The following is a 20,680-nucleotide window of genomic DNA, read 5'->3' on the forward strand; positions in this document are numbered from 1 at the left end:
GCTTCAAGATCACTTGCAGTCCGACCGCGATGTCTTGGTTGCGCGAGAGGTTGTCGATATCCTCCACTTCCATCATCAACCCTGGATAATGCCGCCGCCGTCATCGCCGCCGACGCCCGTGCCGGGCTTTTCGGGCCTGTCAGGCTTGCTCGGCCTTCAGCCTGCCTGGGCGAGATCTCCGGCGGACGGATTAACGGCGGAGCTTCGCCGCCTTTCGTGCGTGTGAAGGCCGAAGATAGTTCTCTCAGGCTCTGTTGCAAAAATCGTGAAGCTTGAGCATGCTTGGCGGAGATTGGACGGACGGAACGATGACGGATTTCAAGTGGCGCCATTTCCAGGGTGATGTGATCCTGTGGGCGGTGCGCTGGTATTGTCGCTATCCGATCAGCTATCGCGACCTTGAGGAAATGCTGGCGGAACGCGGCATTTCGGTCGACCATACGACGATCTATCGCTGGGTCCAGTGCTACGCCCCGGAGATGGAGAAGCGGCTGCGCTGGTTCTGGCGGCGTGGCTTTGATCCGAGCTGGCGCCTGGATGAAACCTACGTCAAGGTGCGGGGCAAGTGGACCTACCTGTACCGGGCAGTCGACAAGCGGGGCGACACGATCGATTTCTACCTGTCGCCGACCCGCAGCGCCAAGGCAGCGAAGCGGTTCCTGGGCAAGGCCCTGCGAGGCCTGAAGCACTGGGAAAAGCCTGCCACGCTCAATACCGACAAAGCGCCGAGCTATGGTGCAGCGATCACCGAATTGAAGCGCGAAGGAAAGCTGGACCGGGAGACGGCCCACCGGCAGGTGAAGTATCTCAATAACGTGATCGAGGCCGATCACGGAAAGCTCAAGATACTGATCAAGCCGGTGCGCGGTTTCAAATCGATCCCCACGGCCTATGCCACGATCAAGGGATTCGAAGTCATGCGAGCCCTGCGCAAAGGACAGGCTCGCCCCTGGTGCCTGCAGCCCGGCATCAGGGGCGAGGTGCGCCTTGTGGAGAGAGCTTTTGGCATTGGGCCCTCGGCGCTGACGGAGGCCATGGGCATGCTCAACCACCATTTCGCAGCAGCCGCCTGATCGGCGCAGAGCGACAGCCTACCTCTGACTGCCGCCAATCTTTGCAACAGAGCCGAAGAAGGCAGGACTAGTCTCGATTGACTACGAGAGCGAAACTTACCGCTGCAATCAGGCGCTTGCTAATCTTGGCGACAGCTTCTTCCCGAACGAGCCGAAAACGAAATCACTCAATGGCACGATCACAGGACACGACGGCGTGTTCCTCGTCAAAAGTGCCGACGTGGACGCCTACATGCATCAGTTCGCGCCGCAGGCTCTACGCTACTCCGCAGCAACGAACTGCGAGCTTCCCGGAGTCATGAATTTTGGAGAATCGAAAGGGCTCACGTTCGACCGCGTCATGATCTACCCGCACGGACTTGCTAAGAAATGGCTGAAAACCGGAGACCTCACTCATGTAGCTAAGTCGGTGGCGAAGATGTATGTTGCATCAACACGCGCGCGGTATAGTGTCGCGTTTGTCTATGACGGCGCGACCTGTGCTATCCCCGCCACTCGGTGGATGGCAGTCGTCTGATGGGCAACATCAAAACCAACTCAGCACCTAAAATCGCCTGTATCGGCTGGGGTTCGCTCATATGGGAGCCGCGTGATTTGCCTATAATTGGCGATTGGCATTCTAACGGGCCTAGCCTTCCGGTGGAGTTTGCTCGGCAATCCTCCGCAGATCATATGTAAGCGCGACGTTGCGGCCCTATGCTGCGAGGCTTGACGGCTGGTTGAAGCGCCATGGCATGAGGTCTTCGATACCGCTTTGTGGGTGACCGTCGAGGATGGCGCGCAGTGTGGCGGCGAGATAGTCGACCGGGTTCACGTCGGACATCTTGCAGGTAGCGACCAGCGAGGCGAGCATAGCCCAGTTTTCGGCGCCGACTTCATTCCCGGCGAAGAGTGCATTTTTTCTTGTCAGGGCAATCGGCCTGATCTGGTTCTCGACCGGGTTGGTGTCGAGCTCCAGCATGCCGTGCTCGAGGAAGCGGATCAGTCCGGGCCAGTGCGCGAGGGAGTAGCGGATGTCTTCGGCAAGCTGGGATTTCTGCGGTATGCGCGAGAGTTGGGCTTCCAGCCAGGGTTTCAGCGCCGCGATGATCGGGGCCGAATGCTCACGCCGGGCAGCAAGGCGCATAGCGGCCTCCTTGCTCCGCACGGACTTCTCGATCTGATAAAGCAGCGCGATCTGGCGCAGCATTTCCTCGGCAATGGGTGAACCATCGCTCTCGAAGCGCTTTACGAAGCGGCGGCGGACATGGGTCCAGCAATAGACCAGTTGCCACGGGCCATTGTCGCGCGCGATCTCGGTCATCGCGTTGTAGGACTGGTAGGCGTCGCATTGCAGGAAGCGGCCGTGGTATCCGGCGAGGAAGTTCAGCGGATGCGCCTTACCCCGGCCAGGGGCATAGTGGAAGAGCACGATGGGTGGGCCAGCCCCGCCATGGCCGCGATCATCGGATACGACGGCCCAGAAGAATCCGCTCTTGGTGCGTTTCAGGCCCGGTTCCAGCACCGGCGCGCGGGTTTCATCCACGAAGATGCGGTCTGCGCCACGCAGATGGGCACGCATCTGGTTGATGACGGGCATCAGGTGGAAACAGGCGCGCCCGACCCAGTTGCCGAGTGTGCCGCGGTCCAGATCGATCCCTTGCCGCTTGAAGATCTCGGCCTGCCGATAAAACGGCAGGTGGTCACCGAACTTCGAGACGATAATCCAGGCGATGAAGAGTTCCGTGGGCAGCCCGCCGGGCACGACATGCTCGGGGGCATGGGCCTGCGCGACAGCTTGCGAGCAACGGCGGCAGGCGTATTTCGGGCGCCGCGTGACCAGCACCCGGAACTGGGCGGGGATCACGTCGAGACGTTCGGACACGTCTTCCCCGATCCTGGACATCTCGCCGCAACCGCAGGGACAGAGCGTGCTGGCAGGCTCGATCACGCGCTCAACCCGAGGCAGATGGGACGGCAGATGCCCGCGGTTGCGCTTGGGCTTGCGGGGTGTTTCCCCGCGCGCCCGCTGCATCGCCGCTTCGGCCTTTTCTTGTGCTGCCTCGAGCACACCTTGAGCAAATTCGGCATCTTCCAGGGGCAGGTTGAACTGGTCGGGCGAGAGCTTTTCGGAGCGCTTGCCGAATTTCTCGCGCTGCGCCGCGTGCAGGATATCCTGCAGCCGCCGATTGGCCTCTTGCGTCTCGGCCAGCGTCGCCTCCACCTCGGCGAGGCGGGCCTTCAGCAGGGCGTTTTCGCGCGCAAGATCAGCTGTTTCCATGGCGGGAAGTGAATCACAGGATGCCCTTGCAGGCCAGCAAAAACAGGCGTTTCGACGCAGCCTGCCAGTCACCCCGCCGCCAGCGGGCGCCGCGCCCGTTCGGGTCGGACCAGCCGCCAATCCACGCCCTCAAACAGCGCTGCAAACTGCGCTCCGGACATGCGCATGACCCCGTCGCGCACCTGTGGCCAGACGAACTTGCCGCCCTCGAGCCGCTTGTGAACCAGCACCATCCCGGTCTGATCCCAGATCAAGAGCTTGATCCGATCCGCCCGCTTCGCTCGGAACACAAAGGCGGCTCCGCAGAACGGGTCCATCCCGAACATCTCCTGCACCGCCAGTGCCAGACCGTCGATCCCCTTGCGAAAGTCGACAGGCCGGGTCGCCACGAAGACCTTCACCGGGCCGCCCTGGCCGAACATCACGACGCCGCTGCCCGTGCCGCGCGGATTGCCCGGGTCAGTTGGCCCTCGTCGACACCAGGACCCGCGCGGATGGCGATGTCGCCCACCACGATTTCGAGATCGGACCCGGCGACAGCCGCCGAAGCCTCAGTCGCGCTGTCATCAACCACCAGTTCCGCGAAGAACGGCAAGGCCGCCACGCTTTCGGGCACCACCAAATTACCTTTGCGTATCTGCTTGCGCCAATCGTAAATCTGCCAGCGGGTCGTGCCGTGCTTGCGCGCAGTATCTGCGACCGTCACCCCGGGCATCATGCTCTCCGCCGCGATCCGCGCCCGCTCTGCCTTCGTCCGCCGCCGACGACCGCTTGGCCCCCCGATCACCTCAAGCCGCGAGACCCCGACGCCTATAGAGCCGTCCAATTGGACGCCCATTTTGCCGTCTCTCTCCAAATCCAAAACCTCCGCTGCACATGTCCAGCGGAGAATGAAGGCATCAACTCAAAAATGGCAGGAGGGGATCGGCGTCGCGCTTACGATCATATCACACTCGTCATAGTTGAAAGCGATCATCGCGTTCCCACGCTGTGGGCCGAGTTGAATGTGGAGACCGTCGCTCAAGCCGTTGAGGCGCTCAGGGTAAGGGAGGGCGTGCCCTATGAAAGTTCAATCGGCCGTTGGCCTAACGATACTCAAAAAGAATATCTATCGAGCGATGCTATAGCCGAGTGGGCAACAGCGAATGGAGTGCAGGCAGTTGTATGGACCGCGCTGCTGCCGGGAATGAAGGGAAATAGGGGTTCGATTCCAACCCTGGACGAATTAACCGTCCACCTCGCAAAGCTGGAAGGCTCAGCTCTCTCAAAAGCCAAAATCTACATAGCGAATGCGCCGTCTCAGATAGCCACGCCTTATCGGCAAGACCTTGCCAAGGCTTGCGAAACCTCGTCGAGCGATACGCTATGACAGATGGCGGCCGTAAGTTTTCTGAGCTGCGTCACGACCTGCTTGATCCACAAGCGGACCACTATGAGGTGCCTTTGACATTCGCCGCGACGCTGCGTGCGCACGGTTCATATGAGACCACGCGCTTCGTGCTGCGCCTCAGCCCGAAAAATCATGAGCTGGTGGATAAGCTTGAGGTAAACGCATACGGCGACGGTCCCATCCCTTGGGAAGCGATACAGGCTTACTCGACCTACATTCACGAGACCATACACTGGTGGCAGCATGTGGGCTCGACGTCAGGACTGCTGCTGAGCCTGAGCTATTTCTCGCAGCTACATTCGACAATGGACGAGCTTCGGGAATGCCTGAAAAGGTTTGGCCCGATCAAATCGCTGAAACGATATACCGATGAGGTGTTGCTGGACGAAGGATGGGAGGCTCAGGAAAAGCTCGCTCCAGCAAACTTTGCTGTAAATAATGCGCTCGATATATTCTACTATAAATCATACGCTCTTCGCCCAAGGCAGGCAATACAATGGATGATTAAAGATAATCATTTCGAAGACATTGGATATATGTATAGCATCGTTTACGGACAGCTTATCGGCTTGGTTTCAGGTGCTATCGATCCAGAATTCCAATTTTTGCCAAGCCTAGAGCGCCTCAGCGAAGAAACTCTTCGCTTACATACAGAAGGCCATGAGGGGTTTGTAAAAAACTCAAACGTGCATCTTCCTTATGTTGGACTTCACGCGATTTACGAAGGGCAGGCACGTTTCATTCAGCTTGATTTTCTTAATCGCGCGCGGGACGAGCCGTTGACCTGCGAGGAGTGGCGAACCGAGGGCTATCTCTCAGGCATATACGTTGAGGCTTTTGAAAGCTTCCTGAAGCATACGGAAACGGAATGGCCCTCTTCTCTTTCCGACCCGATTGTCCCGCTTTTCCTTTTGGTGTGCGATCTCGCGATCAATCCTACGCGCGGGCTCCCGTTTGATTTCGGCCATTTGGAAAACTTGATCCACCACGTCGATGTAGGAATACGGTTTGCCGAATTTTGCTTCGCGATCAAAGACGCACCGAATTTGAAATCCGCGATAAAGAAATTATCTTTAGAGGAATATGTTGAGGTTTCAAGCGAGCTTTGTAAAGCGCGCCATTACGACCATCCAATGGCAGCTTTGGAAGAGGTAGTGCGATGGGCGGAGGAATATCCGCTTGTTCAGCGGCTTATGGAGGAGCACCGGACATTCAAATTCAACCCTGAGAACCTGAATATCAGAGTCTTTCTTTCGCACTACATTTCGATGTGTAAAGACAAGTACGAACATCCGCACTTTTTCTGCTGGCCGGGGGCATATATGGCAGGTCATCCGAGCGAGGTGGATTTCCGACAAGTATGGTTGCGCCACTTGTCGCTGTTTAGCGACAAGGCCGACAAGGACGGGGTATACCCCCGAAAATGGCCCGACCGCTCTGAAAAGGCTGTGATGGAAACCTTCAATCGCTTTTATGGCACGATGGCGCTCTATGAATTAACCGAGCAATGGATTTTGCGCGATGGGCCGTTCAATTGTGATTTTAGCTGGATGTCTGACAATTACGATGAACAGTCTTTCAGAGGCTGGGCAAATGACAGTTTCAGAAAGGCTTTCGGGGCTGATCTTTCCGCGTTCAAAATTCTAGGCTCCAAGCCGCAGACGTAAATGGCAGGGGCGAAGTCCATCCAAACGTTGAATGCGCGCGGCAATGTCATGCTTTAGGTCACGTGCGACTATTTTAGAAAGCCGCCGATTCTAAGCTATGACCCGATATTCTGGTAGCGGCACACGGCAGCTTCCCACTCCATTCCCGACAAAACTACCACTGATTGTCACCTCTACTTGGAATACTTCCATTTCGGTTCTTGCTTGATCATTCTCGGCCCCGTACGCTCTTCGTCGCAGCGGGGGGCTGAACAATGGCAAAGCGTTTTCCATGGAAAAGAAATTACCTTATAATTCCGCCGTTTGTGCAGAGCGCACTTAATGACATTGACGGCGACTTCATCGCTGTCGCTGCGACAAAGAAAATCAAACGTGAAGATATTGAAGCGGGGCAGTATAGTCACGCTGGATTAAGCATAGACGGCTCCTTCATCATCGCCGTTGGTCCAACCCACCCCCCTGCCGATGCAGGAAAGTGGTCTGAGCGGAACGCTTATGGCTGGGACCGTAAGCGTGAGGATTGGCCGATGGTCCAGAAGACATGGACCTTCGAGTCACCCAACTTCGGGGACGGCGCGCGCAACGGCTGGACAATGCGTTCTTGGACAAAAGACGTTTACCAGCACCAAATTTTTGAACCGCAGGGCATGACCATCGAAGCGAGTGTACTTGAAGATAGAGGCGGCGAGCAGGTGGTAGTCAAATTTGCTCTCGCGCCCATGCTTAGCCGAAGCGCAGCCGAGTTCGACTTAATGCTGCTTTGGGCGATCAACGTCCTGCAAGAGAATACGGGCGTCACGGGCGTGTTCGCGAGCGACGCGACGCGCGAAGAATACATTTCAACCGTCGCGCTGGACTGGCAAATTTTCCCGCCGGGCAACGCTGACGAAGTTGTTGCTCGCTTGTTGGGATCGGCCGATCCGACGAACGCCGCCGACTTTGAGAAGCATGTTCGCGAGCGGGTGCGACTGTTCGAGGGTTTCGAGCCGAGGGCCTACATACGCGGTCAGGGCGGCTTCGGCTCATATTTCGGAGCACAGTTTGCTGACGATTTAGTCGTGTTCGAGAACCTTAGATACGGCAACGCGGTCTATTTGCTGTATCAAGATTGGAATGAAGCATCGCAACGGTCGCGGCTCGATCTTCTCCGCGATCAGGACGCACACTTTGATCGCGTAGTGCATACTGATGGATGGCAAGATAGGCTTGTATCACTGTTGCACGATAAGCTCTTTGAACGCGGCCTACGGCGGCGGCGGAGTGGCTACCGGTCAAAACGTAGCGGCCGCTGACTTGCTGGAAAACAACTTCAACGTTCCGACAGAACAGTGGATGAGCAGGAGGGGGAGAGCATATGGCTAGATGTACTGCACCAGTAAGGGGACACCGCTCGGCGGCGGCGGCAGCCGACTGCCCCGCATGCGGAGGGCGTTATGGTCGCTCGGGGGGGTATGGCAGCTACGGCAGTTACAGTGATTATAGTAGCTATCGGCCATCTCCCACCCCTTCTTCGTCGGTTAACCGGGGCGGTGGCAGTTCGGGGCAGCGCAGCTCAAAGCCGCGCTGGTCCCCATCGAGTTCCGGGGTGTGGTACACGACTGAAGAAGTGAGGACACTTACTCCTGTCCGTGAATCTGTCGAAAGCCTCGCAGTTTCGCAGCCTGATCTCCGAGACGTTTTCCTGTGCCACGCGTGGGATGACCGACAGGGGGCCGCGAAAGACCTTCATGACCTTCTCGAAGCGCGCGGTGTTCGCGTGTGGTTTAGCGAAAAGGACCTCGGCCTTGGGGTGCCAATGATGCGGGCGATTGACAAGGGCTTGGTGAACTCTCGCGTAGGTATCGTGCTGGTTACGCCGGCCATGTTGCGTCGCCTACCGGCAGAAGGTGTCGCGGACAAAGAGCTTTCAGCGCTTCTTCGACGTGAGCGGCTCGTGCCAGTTGTACACGGAACGACGTACGAGGAACTTGAGAAGGTCAGCCTTCTACTAGCGTCTCGGGCTGGGTTGAACACTGCCGAAGAATCTATGGCGGCAGTTGCGGCTAAGATTGCCGAGTTGGTCGCGGCTTAGGAAAATCGGGTGATAAGCGGGTTGAGCGTCCGAACTCGGGACTAGGTGCCACCAGATCGCGATTGTGCCTGAAAGGCGGGTTTCATGGAATGTCCGCTGGAACCCGCTACTCCGCTTCGCACCCCATTTTAGCCATTCGTTCTTGCTTCAATTTAGAGGGCTATAGCGTAGGTGTAGTTCTCCGTTTCGTCGGCTTCGGCCCGCCACTTGCCCTCGCGAAAGCGTTCTCCCCATCCGGCTCCGGCCGGATTTTTCCGTTGTTTTCGAGGGTTATGCGGGAAGAGCTGAGCACCGTGCCTGCCGCGCGGCGGCACGGAAGCGGTCTCTCAGGGTCGATATTCTCCGGACCTGATGACTGCGCCAGTTTGGTGAATTCTTCACAAGACATTGAATTTACAGAGGTTAATCTCCTGCCTGCTGAACACTTCGATTTCAGGGACATTCTTTGAGAAGGAACAGAAATCGAACCTTTGGTCGAATTACGAAGTGGCTGGGCTGTCCCTTCGACCCTCGAGTGGGACTTGTGTGGTGATGCCCGATCATCGAGAAACCCCTGACCGATTTCCGGCCAAGCGGTGCTTCTCATGTTCACGCCAGCGGGGCACATGCGCTGTCATCAGCGCCTTGAAGACTTTGCCATGGTTGGGAACCCGTAGATGCAGCAACTCGTGTGCGATCACGAAGTCCTGGAAGCACTTCTCCTGATCGGCCAGATCCTCGGCAAGTGTGACGATACCGCCGGTTGAGCATGATCCCCACTTGCGCGTCATGCGCTGGATTCGGACAATGCGCGGTGTCGCCTTCAGACGCTCACACCAGTAGTCGACCCGGGCGCGGAGAGAGGCGCGTCGGTCTTCAGGACTCGGCATCGTGATCGCCGTCGAGGAGGATCGCCAGCACCAGATCTACAACCCGGCCGCGATCCTCTTTGCCGAGCCCGAGAAGCGGGCGGTAGAGGGTGGCGCGCAGCTTCCGACGTTCGTCGTCATTGACCCTGGCGTTCGGGAAACGATGCATCTCAGTTTCCGCGTCGCGCGCCAGTTCCATGGCAGAAATGCCGGCGTTACGGAGAGGTTCGTCGTCCTTGAGGTTCCAGTAGACACCAAACGCTCGCGCGGAGAGCCCGCTATCCTTGGCGGCCTTGATCGCCTCCTCCTTTTCCTTTGCCAGCGCCGCCAGCATGTCCATGGCCGCGAGACCAGTGGTGTTTCGATTCTCCAGATCCTTCAGGATCCGCTCGGCCCGGTCCTTCGCCGACTACGGCGTCATGCGGGATCAGGCGCGCGCTTGCACTCGCCCCTGACGGCTATCGACTGGCTGCTCGGAACTCAGGCTGCGTCATAGCTCGAGAAAACTTCGGTCGATCCGTCACGCCAGATCAGGAACACCTCGTAAGCCTCGCGCTCGGTTTCCGGACCCATGCCGGGCGAACCGTAGGGCATCCCCGGCACCGCGAGCCCGATGGAGTCCGGGCGTTCCTCCAGCAGCCGACGGATATCGGCTGGCGGAACATGACCTTCGATCATGTAGCCCGCGATCCTGCCGGTGTGGCACGAACCCATCTCTTGCGGGATCCCGTTGTCGAGCTTGTAGCGGGCGAGCGCCGTTCCCATGCTCTCCTCGACCGTCACCTCGAACCCGTCGGCCTGAACGATCTCGACCCAGGCAGAGCAACATCCGCAATTTGGGTCCTTGAGCACATGAAGAGCAGGTCTTGCGTCGGCCACCGCGGGAACAGCGGCGGCGACCGAGGCAGCGCATGCGCCCAGCATCAAGCCTCGACGGGTAAATTTCAGTTTCATTTCTTCCTCCATTCTTTGAGGCATCGCCTGCGATTTTCCCGGTGCTTCATGGCATCTGTCCGCGAAGCTTTACCTCACGCACCGGGCTCTTTCCATGCGGCAGCATTTCTCAGTTCCTCATCATCGGCCGACGTCAGCCATCGGAGCACGGAAGCGCTTCAGCCTCAGTGCATTGCCCATCACGAACACGCTCGACATCGCCATGGCACCCGCCGCCAGGACCGGAGACAGGAGCCATCCGAAGGTGGGATAGAGCGCCCCGGCTGCAACCGGGATGAGCGCGGTGTTGTAGGCGAAGGCCCAGAACAGGTTCTGCCGGATGTTCCGGATCGTCGCCTTTGACAGCGCGATCGCATTCGGAACGCCCTTGAGGCTGCCCGACATGAGGACGACATCGGCGGCCTCGATGGCGATGTCGGTTCCGGTGCCGATGGCGATGCCGACATCCGCCTCGGCCAATGCGGGCGCGTCGTTGATGCCGTCCCCGACATAGGCAAGCCCGCCATGTTGGCGCTTCAGCGCCCTGACGGCCTCCACCTTGCCGTCCGGCAGCACCTCGGCCACGACCTCGTCGATCCCGAGCTGTCGTGCGATGGCGTCCGCCGTGCGCCGGTTGTCGCCGGTGATCATCGCCACCTTCAATCCGAGATCGTGCAGGGCCCGGATGGCCTCCGGCGTGGACGGCTTGATGGGATCGGCGACGGCGATGATTGCGGCGAGCTCGCCCTCGACAGCGGCATAGAGCGGCGACTTGCCCTCGTCGGCCAGTCGCGCGGCGATTGTGGCGAATGCACCGACATCGAGCCCGAGCTTCTCCATGAACCGGTCGGCACCGACCTCGACGTGGCGTCCGCCGACATCGGCGCTGACGCCATAGCCCGTCACGCTCTCGAACCGGGTCAGATCGGACAGCTTCAACCCGTCTGCCTCGGCGGCTTCGACGATGGCGCGCGCGATCGGATGCTCCGATTTCACCTCGACGGAAGCGATCAGTGCCAGAACGTTGTTGCGGGCATGACCACCGGTGGTCTCAAGGTCAGTCAGAGTGGGCTTGCCTTCGGTCAATGTTCCGGTCTTGTCGAGCGCGACCACGCGGGCGTCCTTGAGCGACTGCAGCGCTTCGCCCTTGCGGAACAGCACGCCCAACTCCGCGCCGCGCCCGGTTCCGACCATGATCGACGTGGGTGTCGCGAGGCCCATCGCGCAAGGGCACGCGATGATCAGCACGGCAACCGCATTGACGAGCGCGAAGGTGATCGCAGGCTCCGGGCCGAAGATCGCCCAGACAAGGAAAGTGAGCGCGGCCGCCGCCATGACGGCAGGCACGAACCACAGCGTCACGCGATCAACGAGCGCCTGGATGGGAAGCTTGGAGCCCTGAGCCTCCTCGACCATACGGATGATCTGCGCGAGCATGGTGTCGGCGCCGACCGCGGTTGCGCGGAAGGTGAGTGCGCCGGTCTGGTTGACGGTTCCACCCACCACGGTCGCGCCAGCCCGCTTCTCGACCGGCACCGGCTCTCCGGTGATCATGGCTTCGTCGACGAAGGACGCGCCCTCGACGACCTCGCCGTCCACGGCGATCCGCTCCCCGGGTCGGACATCGACAAGGTCGCCTGTCACGACGTCGCCAAGCGCCACCTCGACAACCCTGTCATCGCGGCGGACGCGGGCCGTCTTCGGCTGGAGACCGACAAGGCGCTTGATCGCTTCCGAGGTCCTGCCCTTGGCCCGAGCCTCCAGGTAGCGACCGAGAAGGATCAGCGTGACAATGACGGCGGCCGCCTCGAAATAGACGTTCACCGTTCCTGCGGGCAAAAGCTGCGGCGTGAATGTCGCCACAACCGAGTAGGTCCAGGCGGCCAGCGTGCCGACGGCGACGAGCGAATTCATGTCCGGCGCGGCCTTGATGAGCGCCGACAGGCCGATCCGGTAAAACCGCAGGCCCGGCCAGAACAGCACCACTGTCGTCAGAACGAACTGCAGGTACCAGCTTTCGCGCATGCCGATGGTGGTCATGACGAGGTCATGGACGGCCGGGATCAGGTGCGAGCCCATCTCCAGCACGAACACCGGCAGCGTCAGGATGGCCGCAACAGTGACGTCGCGGCCCAGGGCCGCTTGCTCCGCCTGCTTGCGGGACGCATGGGCCTCGTCGTCTTCGTTCCCGCTTACCGTCCGAGCCTCATACCCCGCAGAGGCGACTGCTGCGACGAGATCGCGATCCGTGACAGTGCCGGAAGTCGAGAGCGAAGCACGTTCGGTCGCCAGATTCACGGTGGCGGATGCGACGCCCGGAACTGCGAGCAGCGCCTTTTCCACACGCCCCACGCAGGACGCGCAGGTCATGCCATCGATGGCGAGCGTGACCCTGCGGCCTGGAACCTCGTAGCCTGCGTCTTCGATCGCCTGGACCAGCCTGGCCTGATCGACAGGCTGGACCAAGGTTACATCGGCACGCTCGGTGGCGAGGTTGACCGTCGCCTTTCCCACGCCTTCAACGCGGTTCAAGGCCTTCTCGACTCGCCCGACGCAGGACGCACAGGTCATCCCGACGACCGGTAGCGAAACGGTGGCAAGTTTTGGTGTCAGGTTGGAAGCGATCTTGGCGCTTCCTGTCGCGTGGACGTTCATCGTCAACTCCATTGGCGAGTGCTGTTGGAGCTCTTCTGCTCTTTCCAGTCACTGGAAGGTCAACACCCGATTTCGTGTTGATGTCGCCCCTTGACCTTCCACCAACTGGAAGCCCCATCTTGAAAGGTAAGCAGAACCCTTCAGGAGAGTGCCATGCAGTTCCAGATCGACAACATGACGTGCGGCGGCTGCGCCAGGAGCGTCACCAAGGCGATCCATTCGGTCGATCCGCAGGCGAAGGTCGACATCGATTTGCCCCAGAAGCGGGTGACCGTGGAGTCGGGCGTCGATCGATCTGCTGTTGCGTCCGTGCTCGAGGACGCCGGGTTCTCGCCTCGCCCCGCGGCATGACGCTCGGCCAATAGTCAGAAGCAGCGCCAAGAGGAACGCGCTTACTTGAAGCGGGTTGTAACTGCTGAGTAAGCGTCTTCCCTGGTGGATAACCATTGATGAAAAAATCAGCGCGGATTTCGAACCTGGCAATGGCAGCGTTACTGGCGCTGGCATTCGCCTTCGTCTGGCCGCCTGCCAACTTTGGCTCCCCATCATCCTATGATCACGCAGCGCAAGCGGAAGCCCATACTCACCAGGCTCATGCCAAACCGAGCGACCAGCACAGCCTTGTCACCGTTCAGATGGACGCCGACTGTGATGCTGCGGCACTAGGCTGTTGCATGATGGCTCATTGCTGTCCGGGGATTTCCGTCGCCCCGCATGAAATGACCACGATGGCTGTCTGCGACGAGACGACGACGGCAGCGGCGGTGTGGGGCCTAGGCAGCGACCCAGGGGTGATCCTCCCCCCTCCGCGACGTCCGTGGCTTTGATCGCTCGACAAACCAATACATTCAGGAGACCTCAAGATGACTATCGCAAAGACGATCCTTGCCGCGGCTGTCGCCGCAACCGCCTTCTCGGCACCTGCTCTGGCGCAGGACGCGGAATTCCAGCTCCCCGAGCAGTGCACGACAGCTGCAGCCTCGGGTGGCATGGACCATTCGGCCATGGGCCACGGTGGCATGCACGGCGATCAAGCCGGCGGCATGGACGCGGGCATGATGGAGATGATGGGCATGGGAGGCATGGACCTCGAATCCATGCCCGAGCATGTGCAGGAGAACATGCGCAAGATGATGATCACGATGCCGGCCATGCACGAAGGCATGATGATGGAGGATGCCGACGTTGCCTTCGCCTGTGGAATGATCGCCCATCATCAGGGCGCCATCGACATGGCCGAGGTTTTGCTCGAGCACGGCGACGATCCGCAGATGCGCGCGCTCGCCGAGGAGATCATCGCGGCACAGGGCCCCGAGATCGAGCGGATGACCACGTGGCTCGCTGAAAGCGCCAACTAAAGCCTCGCTGGCCGCGCGGGACAACCCTCGCGGCCACTTCTGTCCGCGCGCATCGAAATCACTTGAGCTTCCAGCGGCTGGAACGCTTATGTTGGCGGGAGCAGTGATGGAGATGCCGCCATGAACATTGGAACAGCCGCCAGGCAATCGGGCCTGCCGCCCAAGACGATCCGCTACTACGAGGACATCGGGCTCCTGACGGCCGACCGGGCTGCGAACGGCTACCGTGACTATTCCAACGAGGACGTCCACCGGCTGCGCTTCGTCCAGCGGTCCCGCAGCCTCGGGTTTTCGGTCGAGGAATGCAGGCAGCTGCTTTCCCTCTATACCGACCGCGACCGCGCCAGCGCGGATGTGAAGGCGATCGCCACCGAAAAGCTCGGCGAGATCGACCGCAAGATCGCGGAACTGACCGGGCTGCGGGAGATGCTCGGGCATCTGGTCGAAACCTGTCATGGCGACGCCCGCCCCGAATGCCCGATCATCGACGGGCTCTCGGGAAAGTCGCGCGACCATTAGGACTCAGGGGATCGGAATGATGATGGGCGACGGCATGATGTGGGGAATGGGACTGTGGGGCCTTGTGGTCGCTGTCCTCTTGGCGCTCGCCGTCGCCGCTCTCGTCAAATACGTTTTCTTTCGCTGATGGCCGGGTCCTGGCGCAGACGGGCGCACCGGATGCCGGTCAAACCTATCTTGCCCGACCTACTTCTGTTGCCCGCATTGTCCGCGTTGATCGGGCTCATGCCGCTTCCGGCCGCGGCGTTCCTTCACGCATCCGAGACAGATACCGGTGCCGGCCGCGCGCTTTACGTAGAGCACTGCGCGGCCTGCCACGGCGTCGATCTGGAGGGACAGCCCGACTGGCGCAGCTCCGACGCCAACGGCCTCTATCCCGCGCCGCCCCATGATGAGACCGGCCACACCTGGCATCATGATGATGCGATGCTCATCGACTACATCACTCGAGGCGGTCAGGCTGTCCTGGACGACATGGACGTGACCTTCACGTCGGGCATGCCGGGCTTCGGTTCTGTGCTGGACCAGAGCGAGATCGAAGCGATTCTGGACTACATCAAGTCAACATGGCCCCAGCACATTCGCGACGCGCAGGCGCAGCGGTCGAACGCGGCCTCCGCTGATTGATCGCCATCGGATTGAGTCAGGCCTTCCGGAAGAGCGCGAAGTGGAACCGCTGCACGCTGTCCCACGGCGTTCGGTGTTCGTGGCTCAGCGATCGGACGAGCCAATAGGCGCTACCCAGCCGTTCCGAAAGCAGGGCCGCATCATAACGTGCGACCGGCAAGCCGCTGCACGACGACGGACCATCTGGCGCGAACGTTCCGATGATGGCGTGGCCGCCGGGGACAAGGGCCCGATCCATGCCCCGGAGATAGGCGTCCTGATCGGAAGCCTCGGTCAGGAAATGGAACGCGGCCCGATCATGCCAGACGTCAAATCGGCCGGAGGGCTGCCAGTGCAGGACGTCTGCCACCACCCACTCGACCGGTGCATCCGGCGATAGCCGCGCGCGCGCCGTGCGCAAGGCGGTTTCGGAGAGATCGAGAACCGTTATGCGGCGGAACCCCTGGTCCAGCAGGCAATCCACCAGCCTCGTTGAGCCGGCACCGACATCGACGATGGCCGCATCCTTGCCCGCGCCTGTCTCCGCTATGAGGTCGAGCGATACCTGCGGACGGTCCTCGAACCAGTTTGTCTCGGCCTCCTGCTTGCTCTGGTAGACGCCTTCCCAGCGGTTCGGTGTCTCGGCCATCGTCAATCCCTCACAACTCGATCCGCCTGAGCCGCAGCGCGTTGGTGATCACCGACACCGACGACAGGCTCATCGCCGCCGCGGCGATCATGGGCGACAGCAACATCCCGGTAAGGGGGTAGAGCAGCCCGGCCGCGACCGGCACGCCAAGGGCGTTGTAGGCGAAGGCGAAGAACAGGTTCTGCTTGATGTTGCGCAGGGTGGCGCGGGCCAGCTTGCGCGCCCGGACGATGCCCATCAGGTCACCGCCAAGAAGGGTGATCCCGGCGCTTTCCATCGCCACATCGGCCCCCGTGCCCATGGCGATCCCGACATCGGCGGCAGCCAGCGCGGGCGCGTCGTTCACCCCGTCACCCGCCATCGCGATCTTGTGGCCGTCGCGGCGCAACTGGTCGATCAGATCCTTCTTGGCCTCGGGCAGGACGCCGGCGCGAACCTCGTCGATCCCGAGTTTGCCCGCGACCGCCTGCGCCGTGCGCTCGTTGTCGCCGGTCGCCATGATGACCCGCAGTCCCTGGGCATGAAGTTCCCTGATGGCCTGTGCGGTGCTGTCCTTGATCGGGTCGGCAACCGCCACGATGCCGGCAAGCGTGCCGTCGACCGCGATGAACATCGCCGTCTTGCCCTCGGCGCGCAGGATGTCTGCCTTTGCCTCGGCCTGCGTTGAGTCGAGCCCCATCTCCTTCATCATTGCCGCGTTGCCGAGCGCCACGACACGGCCGCCGACGCGGCCCTGCACGCCCTTGCCGGTCACAGCTTCGAAGTCCGTGGCCTCCTGGCGCGCGGCGCCCCGTGCCTCGGCTCCCTCGACGATGGCCTCGGCCAGCGGGTGTTCCGAGCCGCGCTCCAGCGCCGCAGCCAGCGACAGCAGGTCGGCCTCGGGAACATCGGCCAGCGCCACTGTGTCAGTCAGCTTCGGCTTGCCCATGGTCAAGGTGCCGGTCTTGTCCACGATCAGCGTGTCGACGCTTGCCATGCGCTCCAGCGCCTCTGCGTCCTTGATCAGCACGCCCGCCTGCGCGCCGCGCCCCGCCGCCGTGGTGATCGAGATTGGCGTCGCCAGCCCCAACGCGCAGGGACAAGCGATGATCAGCACCGAGACCGCCGAGGCGATGGCGAAGACCAGCGCGGGCTCGGGGCCGACGGTCAGCCAGACGACGAAGGCTATAATGGCGATGGCGACCACCGTCGGCACGAACACCGCCGACACACGGTCGGCCAGACCCTGGATCGGCGCGCGGGACCGGCGCGCGTTCGACACCATGGCCACGATCTGCGCCAGCACGGTGTCGGAGCCGACCTTTCCTGCCTCGATCACCAGAGAGCCGTTCTTGTTGATCGTGGCCCCGGTCACCGCATCGCCCGGGCCCTTTTCCACTGGCATCGACTCGCCAGTCAGCATGCTCTCGTCCAGCGAAGACCGCCCTTCGATCACCGTCCCGTCCACCGGTACGGCATCGCCGGGGCGCACGCGGAGCCGGTCGCCCTCCATGATGTTCTCGAGCGGTGCGTCGTATTCGGTGCCATCCGGCAGGATGCGCCGCGCAGTCTTGGGCGCGAGGTCGAGGAGCGCGCGGATCGCATCACCGGTCCGTTCGCGCGCCCGTAACTCTAGGACCTGACCCACGAAGACCAGCGCAACGATCACCACCGCCGCCTCGTAGTAGGTACCCACGCCGTGGCCCATCCGGTACTGCTCCGGGAACACGCCAGGCAGGAAGGTCGCGACCAGCGAATAGAGATACGCCGCCCCTACGCCAAGGCTGATCAGCGTCCACATGTTGGGTGACCGGTTCAGCACCGAGTCCCAGCCACGGCGGAAGAACGGCAGGGCCGCCCAGAGGATGATCGGCGTCGCCAGCACGAATTCGAGATAGCTTGCCGTCTGGTGACCGATCCAGTCGCGCACCGGCAGCGCCACCAGTTCGCCCATCGTCAGGATGATGAGCGGCACCGCCGCGGCGGCCGAGATCCACATCCGCCGCGTGAAGTCGGTCAGTTCCTCGCTGGGCTCATCCGAGGGTACCATCGGTTCCAGCGCCATACCGCAGATCGGGCAGGACCCCGGCGCATCGCGCACGATCTCCGGATGCATCGGGCAGGTGTACTGGACGTTAGCCGGAACAGCTTTCTTGCGGCCTGCGGCACGACCAGAGGCGTAGAACCAGGGATCGGCCTGGAACTTCGTCTGGCACTTGCCCGAACAGAAATGGAAGTCCTGTCCGTCGAAGGTTTCCGATCGGGTCTCCGGCTTCAGGGTCACCGTCATGCCGCAGACAGGGTCGATGGCCGTCGGTCCGGTTGCAGGCGCATCGTGGACCTTCGGCATTTCGGCGTCTGAGTGGACGTGGCCTGCGTGAGGATTGACGGTGGACATGGTGTTCTCCTTTCGCGGTCTCAGCCGCGTGAAGGCCGATGTTCGGGCCTTCAGGATCAATGTGCTCCTTCCTGTCACTGGAAGGTCAAGGTCTGATTGAACCAACCGCCGTCATAGCACATCGATGCATTGAGCTATGCTTGAGGACGCCCCACCGTCTTAAGGAAATCAATAACTTAAGGTGGAGAAGGTTGGATATCAGGCCCATTCCCTCCGCCACATTCAAATCGCGAACCCACGACGAGGCCCCTGACAGGGCCTTTTTTCTTTCTGTTTCAAAGGAGTTTAGCCGAGCCATCCGACTTTCGGAGACTGGGCGATGGCCCGAAATCGGTCTCTGAACGCTCTGCGTCTCTTTCCACCCGCCCTTCACCAAGATCGAGGCGGATTCAAAAGGTGACGTTCTTTCAGCCACTTGGCAGAATCGGATTGAGCCGGGGTTGAGGCGGGTTCGACCGCTGTCGATGCGATCAGAGACACCTGAGGGCGGCGTGGTTGTGCGGGGTGGCGCGAAGTCCTTGATGACAATCCAGCTTCTCCCTCATAGCGTGGAGCAATGTCGAACGGGCCTTGGACGGATGAGAAAACGGCCTGACCGCCGCCAGCTGATGTCCATGTGATCCGGATTTTGATGATGCATTTTTCTGCCGAAGACCTGCTTTCCGCCCTTCTCGAAGCGGCGCCCCGCCCGACTGTTGAGGCGCCGCGCGATGCGCGCGGCCTTTACGGCCTCGTCGATCATCTTGGTGATCTTCGCTATATCGGATCGACCAGTTCGACCGATCAGACCTTCCATGAACGGATCCACCAGCGCCATCGGACCGGCTCGGAAGGTATGAGCCACTACTTCTCGCAGATGTACAACACCGGCCGAATGTGGCGCGACCGCAAGGATGCGCTGACCAAGGCCGATGGCGATATCGCCAAAGCGCTGCGCAACGAATTTGTCGTCGATCACTGCCGGGCGGTCTGGCTGCCCCTGCCTGACGCCGTCGATATCGCCCGGCTGGAGGCGGAGGTGCTTTCCCTCGCGCCCGACCACGCCATTGCCTGGAACCGGCGCCGGACGCAGACCTATGATGAACCGACCGATCTGGTCGAAGCCACGCTGAGCCGCCTTGGATGGGGCGCACGGGAACTGGCGGCCATCGAGCGGCAGCGGCTGCGCTTCCTTGTCGCTATGGCCCGCAGCGGCGCGGCACCAGCGCCGAAGCCCGCGCCCATCCGGCTGGCCCGTGTCGCTCCCTTTCCGAAGGGCCCGTTCCGCTTCTTCGCGCTGGATGTCGAGACGGCGAATACTGACCGCGGGAGCATCTGCCAGATTGGCATGGCCTGCGTGCGCCCCGACAATTCCATCGAGACCTGGACGACCTATGTTGATCCGCAGGTGGATCGCTGGGTGTTCACCTATCTGCACGGGATCAGCGCCCGCACGGTCCAAGGCGCCCCGACCTTTGCCGAAGTTCTGCCAGTCCTGCAAAGTGCCTTGCAGGGTACGACTGTCTATCAGCACTCGGGCTTTGACCGCAGCGCGGTCGCTGCCGCTTGCGGAAACCGTGGCCTGCCGATCCCGCAGTGGGACTGGCGCGACAGCGTCCATGTTGCCCGCGCCGCCTGGCCCGAGTTGCGGGGCAACGGTGGACACGGCCTTGCAAGCCTCAAGCAGCGTCTTGGCCTGGTATTCGATCACCATGACGCAGGCGAGGATGCCCGCGCGGCGGCAGAGGTCGTTCTGCGCGCCGAGGGCGTTCAGCCTCTCCGCGCAGAGGCCCCGGTGCAGGCCGCGCAGAACCCGATTGCGGACGACGATGATTTTGATCTGATCGAGGGTGACGACCACATCGTGATGGCTGTGTCCGAACCTGCGGCGGCACCAATGCCGTCAGGCCCGATCCGGCACCCGCATGCCGGACGCCACATCGGTACGACCGAAATCACGCAGGGCAACATCGACAACAACCACATCTATCTGCGGAGCTTCTTCGAGAAGTTCCCAGCCGATGCAATCGGCGGATCGAACCGTGCCTCAGCCGCCCGGCGCGAGATTGCCGTCGACTGGGGCGGAGGCGCTGCGGTCATGACCGACCTCGACGGCGCGAAGCGGTTCTTCCGCAAGCGCAGCTGGATTCGCGAATTCTTCGAGGCGAACGGCACGCGAGCCGGGGACATGGTGACGGTCGAGGAGGTCGCGCCATACAGCTATCGTGTGGCGCACCAGCGGCGCTCCCCAGAATAAGGAATGGCTGGCGATGGAGGCTTGGCTTCCGCGCACCT

20 protein-coding genes are annotated in these 20,680 nt (G+C 61.3%); 11 read left to right on the forward strand and 9 right to left on the reverse strand.

Annotated elements, in window-relative coordinates; all coding sequences use genetic code 11:
• Window positions 1-308: 308 nt before the first annotated feature.
• Both JHW40_RS14955 and JHW40_RS14960 read left to right on the forward strand, forming a co-directional pair.
• Window positions 309-1,073, forward strand: a complete 765-nt coding sequence (locus JHW40_RS14955) for an IS6-like element IS6100 family transposase (protein ID WP_001389365.1) — start codon at window positions 309-311, stop codon at window positions 1,071-1,073.
• Between the two features lie 196 nt (window positions 1,074-1,269).
• Window positions 1,270-1,590, forward strand: a complete 321-nt coding sequence (locus JHW40_RS14960; protein WP_210319217.1) for a hypothetical protein — start codon at window positions 1,270-1,272, stop codon at window positions 1,588-1,590.
• Window positions 1,591-1,767: 177 nt separating this feature from the next.
• Here the strand turns inward: JHW40_RS14960 and tnpC are convergent, their stop codons facing one another.
• The 3 genes from tnpC to tnpA all read right to left on the reverse strand — a co-directional run bounded on the left by tnpC (window position 1,768) and on the right by tnpA (window position 4,171).
• Window positions 1,768-3,333: an IS66 family transposase gene (gene tnpC / locus JHW40_RS14965; protein WP_272848971.1), complete on the reverse strand. Its 1,566-nt coding sequence runs from the start codon at window positions 3,331-3,333 to the stop codon at window positions 1,768-1,770.
• Window positions 3,334-3,401: 68 nt separating this feature from the next.
• Window positions 3,402-3,755, reverse strand: a complete 354-nt coding sequence (gene tnpB, locus JHW40_RS14970) for an IS66 family insertion sequence element accessory protein TnpB (protein WP_119752217.1) — start codon at window positions 3,753-3,755, stop codon at window positions 3,402-3,404.
• Window positions 3,755-4,171: an IS66-like element accessory protein TnpA gene (gene tnpA, locus JHW40_RS14975; protein WP_272848999.1), complete on the reverse strand. Its 417-nt coding sequence runs from the start codon at window positions 4,169-4,171 to the stop codon at window positions 3,755-3,757. The genes tnpB and tnpA overlap by 1 nt, the downstream gene beginning before the upstream one ends.
• Between tnpA and JHW40_RS14980 the strand changes: the two genes are divergently transcribed.
• The 4 genes from JHW40_RS14980 to JHW40_RS14995 all read left to right on the forward strand — a co-directional run bounded on the left by JHW40_RS14980 (window position 4,160) and on the right by JHW40_RS14995 (window position 8,461).
• The gene (locus JHW40_RS14980; RefSeq protein ID WP_139208201.1) at window positions 4,160-4,702 is read left to right on the forward strand and encodes a hypothetical protein; all 543 of its coding nucleotides are present in this window, start codon (window positions 4,160-4,162) and stop codon (window positions 4,700-4,702) included. The genes tnpA and JHW40_RS14980 overlap by 12 nt on opposite strands.
• Entirely contained in the window at window positions 4,699-6,390 is a 1,692-nt protein-coding gene (locus JHW40_RS14985) for a hypothetical protein (RefSeq protein ID WP_029076839.1), read from the forward strand. The genes JHW40_RS14980 and JHW40_RS14985 overlap by 4 nt, the downstream gene beginning before the upstream one ends.
• A 254-nt stretch (window positions 6,391-6,644) precedes the next feature.
• Window positions 6,645-7,682: a hypothetical protein gene (locus JHW40_RS14990; RefSeq protein WP_139208202.1), complete on the forward strand. Its 1,038-nt coding sequence runs from the start codon at window positions 6,645-6,647 to the stop codon at window positions 7,680-7,682.
• 62 nt (window positions 7,683-7,744) lie between these two features.
• Window positions 7,745-8,461, forward strand: a complete 717-nt coding sequence (locus JHW40_RS14995) for a toll/interleukin-1 receptor domain-containing protein (RefSeq protein ID WP_029076841.1) — start codon at window positions 7,745-7,747, stop codon at window positions 8,459-8,461.
• Between the two features lie 539 nt (window positions 8,462-9,000).
• Here JHW40_RS14995 and JHW40_RS15000 read toward each other — a convergent pair.
• From JHW40_RS15000 to JHW40_RS15015, 4 genes are all read right to left on the reverse strand, one after another.
• On the reverse strand, window positions 9,001-9,330 hold the full coding sequence (locus JHW40_RS15000; RefSeq protein ID WP_090614334.1) for a M48 metallopeptidase family protein: 330 nt from the start codon (window positions 9,328-9,330) through the stop codon (window positions 9,001-9,003).
• Window positions 9,317-9,649 carry a hypothetical protein gene (locus tag JHW40_RS15005; protein WP_090614337.1) on the reverse strand — a complete coding sequence of 111 codons (333 nt, stop codon included), beginning with the start codon at window positions 9,647-9,649 and terminating at the stop codon, window positions 9,317-9,319. The genes JHW40_RS15000 and JHW40_RS15005 overlap by 14 nt, the downstream gene beginning before the upstream one ends.
• Before the next feature lie 140 nt (window positions 9,650-9,789).
• Window positions 9,790-10,263 (reverse strand): DUF411 domain-containing protein, encoded by a 474-nt coding sequence (locus tag JHW40_RS15010; RefSeq protein WP_419182447.1) that lies wholly within the window; start codon window positions 10,261-10,263, stop codon window positions 9,790-9,792.
• Between the two features lie 120 nt (window positions 10,264-10,383).
• The gene (locus tag JHW40_RS15015) at window positions 10,384-12,897 is read right to left on the reverse strand and encodes a heavy metal translocating P-type ATPase (protein ID WP_090614465.1); all 2,514 of its coding nucleotides are present in this window, start codon (window positions 12,895-12,897) and stop codon (window positions 10,384-10,386) included.
• 153 nt (window positions 12,898-13,050) lie between these two features.
• On the opposite strand from JHW40_RS15015, the gene JHW40_RS15020 reads away from it, so the two are divergent.
• The 4 genes from JHW40_RS15020 to JHW40_RS15035 all read left to right on the forward strand — a co-directional run bounded on the left by JHW40_RS15020 (window position 13,051) and on the right by JHW40_RS15035 (window position 15,401).
• Window positions 13,051-13,248: a heavy-metal-associated domain-containing protein gene (locus tag JHW40_RS15020; protein ID WP_090614344.1), complete on the forward strand. Its 198-nt coding sequence runs from the start codon at window positions 13,051-13,053 to the stop codon at window positions 13,246-13,248.
• A 512-nt stretch (window positions 13,249-13,760) separates the two neighbouring features.
• Entirely contained in the window at window positions 13,761-14,255 is a 495-nt protein-coding gene (copM, locus tag JHW40_RS15025) for a CopM family metallochaperone (RefSeq protein WP_090614347.1), read from the forward strand.
• Between the two features lie 120 nt (window positions 14,256-14,375).
• Complete coding sequence (cueR, locus tag JHW40_RS15030) at window positions 14,376-14,774, forward strand: Cu(I)-responsive transcriptional regulator (RefSeq protein WP_090614348.1); 399 nt, start codon at window positions 14,376-14,378, stop codon at window positions 14,772-14,774.
• A 159-nt stretch (window positions 14,775-14,933) separates the two neighbouring features.
• Window positions 14,934-15,401, forward strand: coding sequence for a c-type cytochrome (locus JHW40_RS15035; protein WP_090614351.1), 468 nt, complete (start codon window positions 14,934-14,936; stop codon window positions 15,399-15,401).
• Window positions 15,402-15,417: 16 nt separating this feature from the next.
• On the opposite strand, the gene JHW40_RS15040 is transcribed toward JHW40_RS15035, so the two are convergent.
• Both JHW40_RS15040 and JHW40_RS15045 read right to left on the reverse strand, forming a co-directional pair.
• On the reverse strand, window positions 15,418-16,029 hold the full coding sequence (locus JHW40_RS15040; protein WP_090614354.1) for a class I SAM-dependent methyltransferase: 612 nt from the start codon (window positions 16,027-16,029) through the stop codon (window positions 15,418-15,420).
• Between the two features lie 10 nt (window positions 16,030-16,039).
• The gene (locus JHW40_RS15045) at window positions 16,040-18,358 is read right to left on the reverse strand and encodes a heavy metal translocating P-type ATPase (RefSeq protein WP_090614470.1); all 2,319 of its coding nucleotides are present in this window, start codon (window positions 18,356-18,358) and stop codon (window positions 16,040-16,042) included.
• A 682-nt stretch (window positions 18,359-19,040) separates the two neighbouring features.
• Here JHW40_RS15045 and JHW40_RS15050 point away from each other — a divergent pair.
• The gene (locus JHW40_RS15050; RefSeq protein ID WP_090614473.1) at window positions 19,041-20,642 is read left to right on the forward strand and encodes an exonuclease domain-containing protein; all 1,602 of its coding nucleotides are present in this window, start codon (window positions 19,041-19,043) and stop codon (window positions 20,640-20,642) included.
• Window positions 20,643-20,680: the final 38 nt, after the last annotated feature.

It is taken from the genome of Paracoccus alcaliphilus (genome assembly GCF_028553725.1).
GTDB lineage: Bacteria > Pseudomonadota > Alphaproteobacteria > Rhodobacterales > Rhodobacteraceae > Paracoccus > Paracoccus alcaliphilus.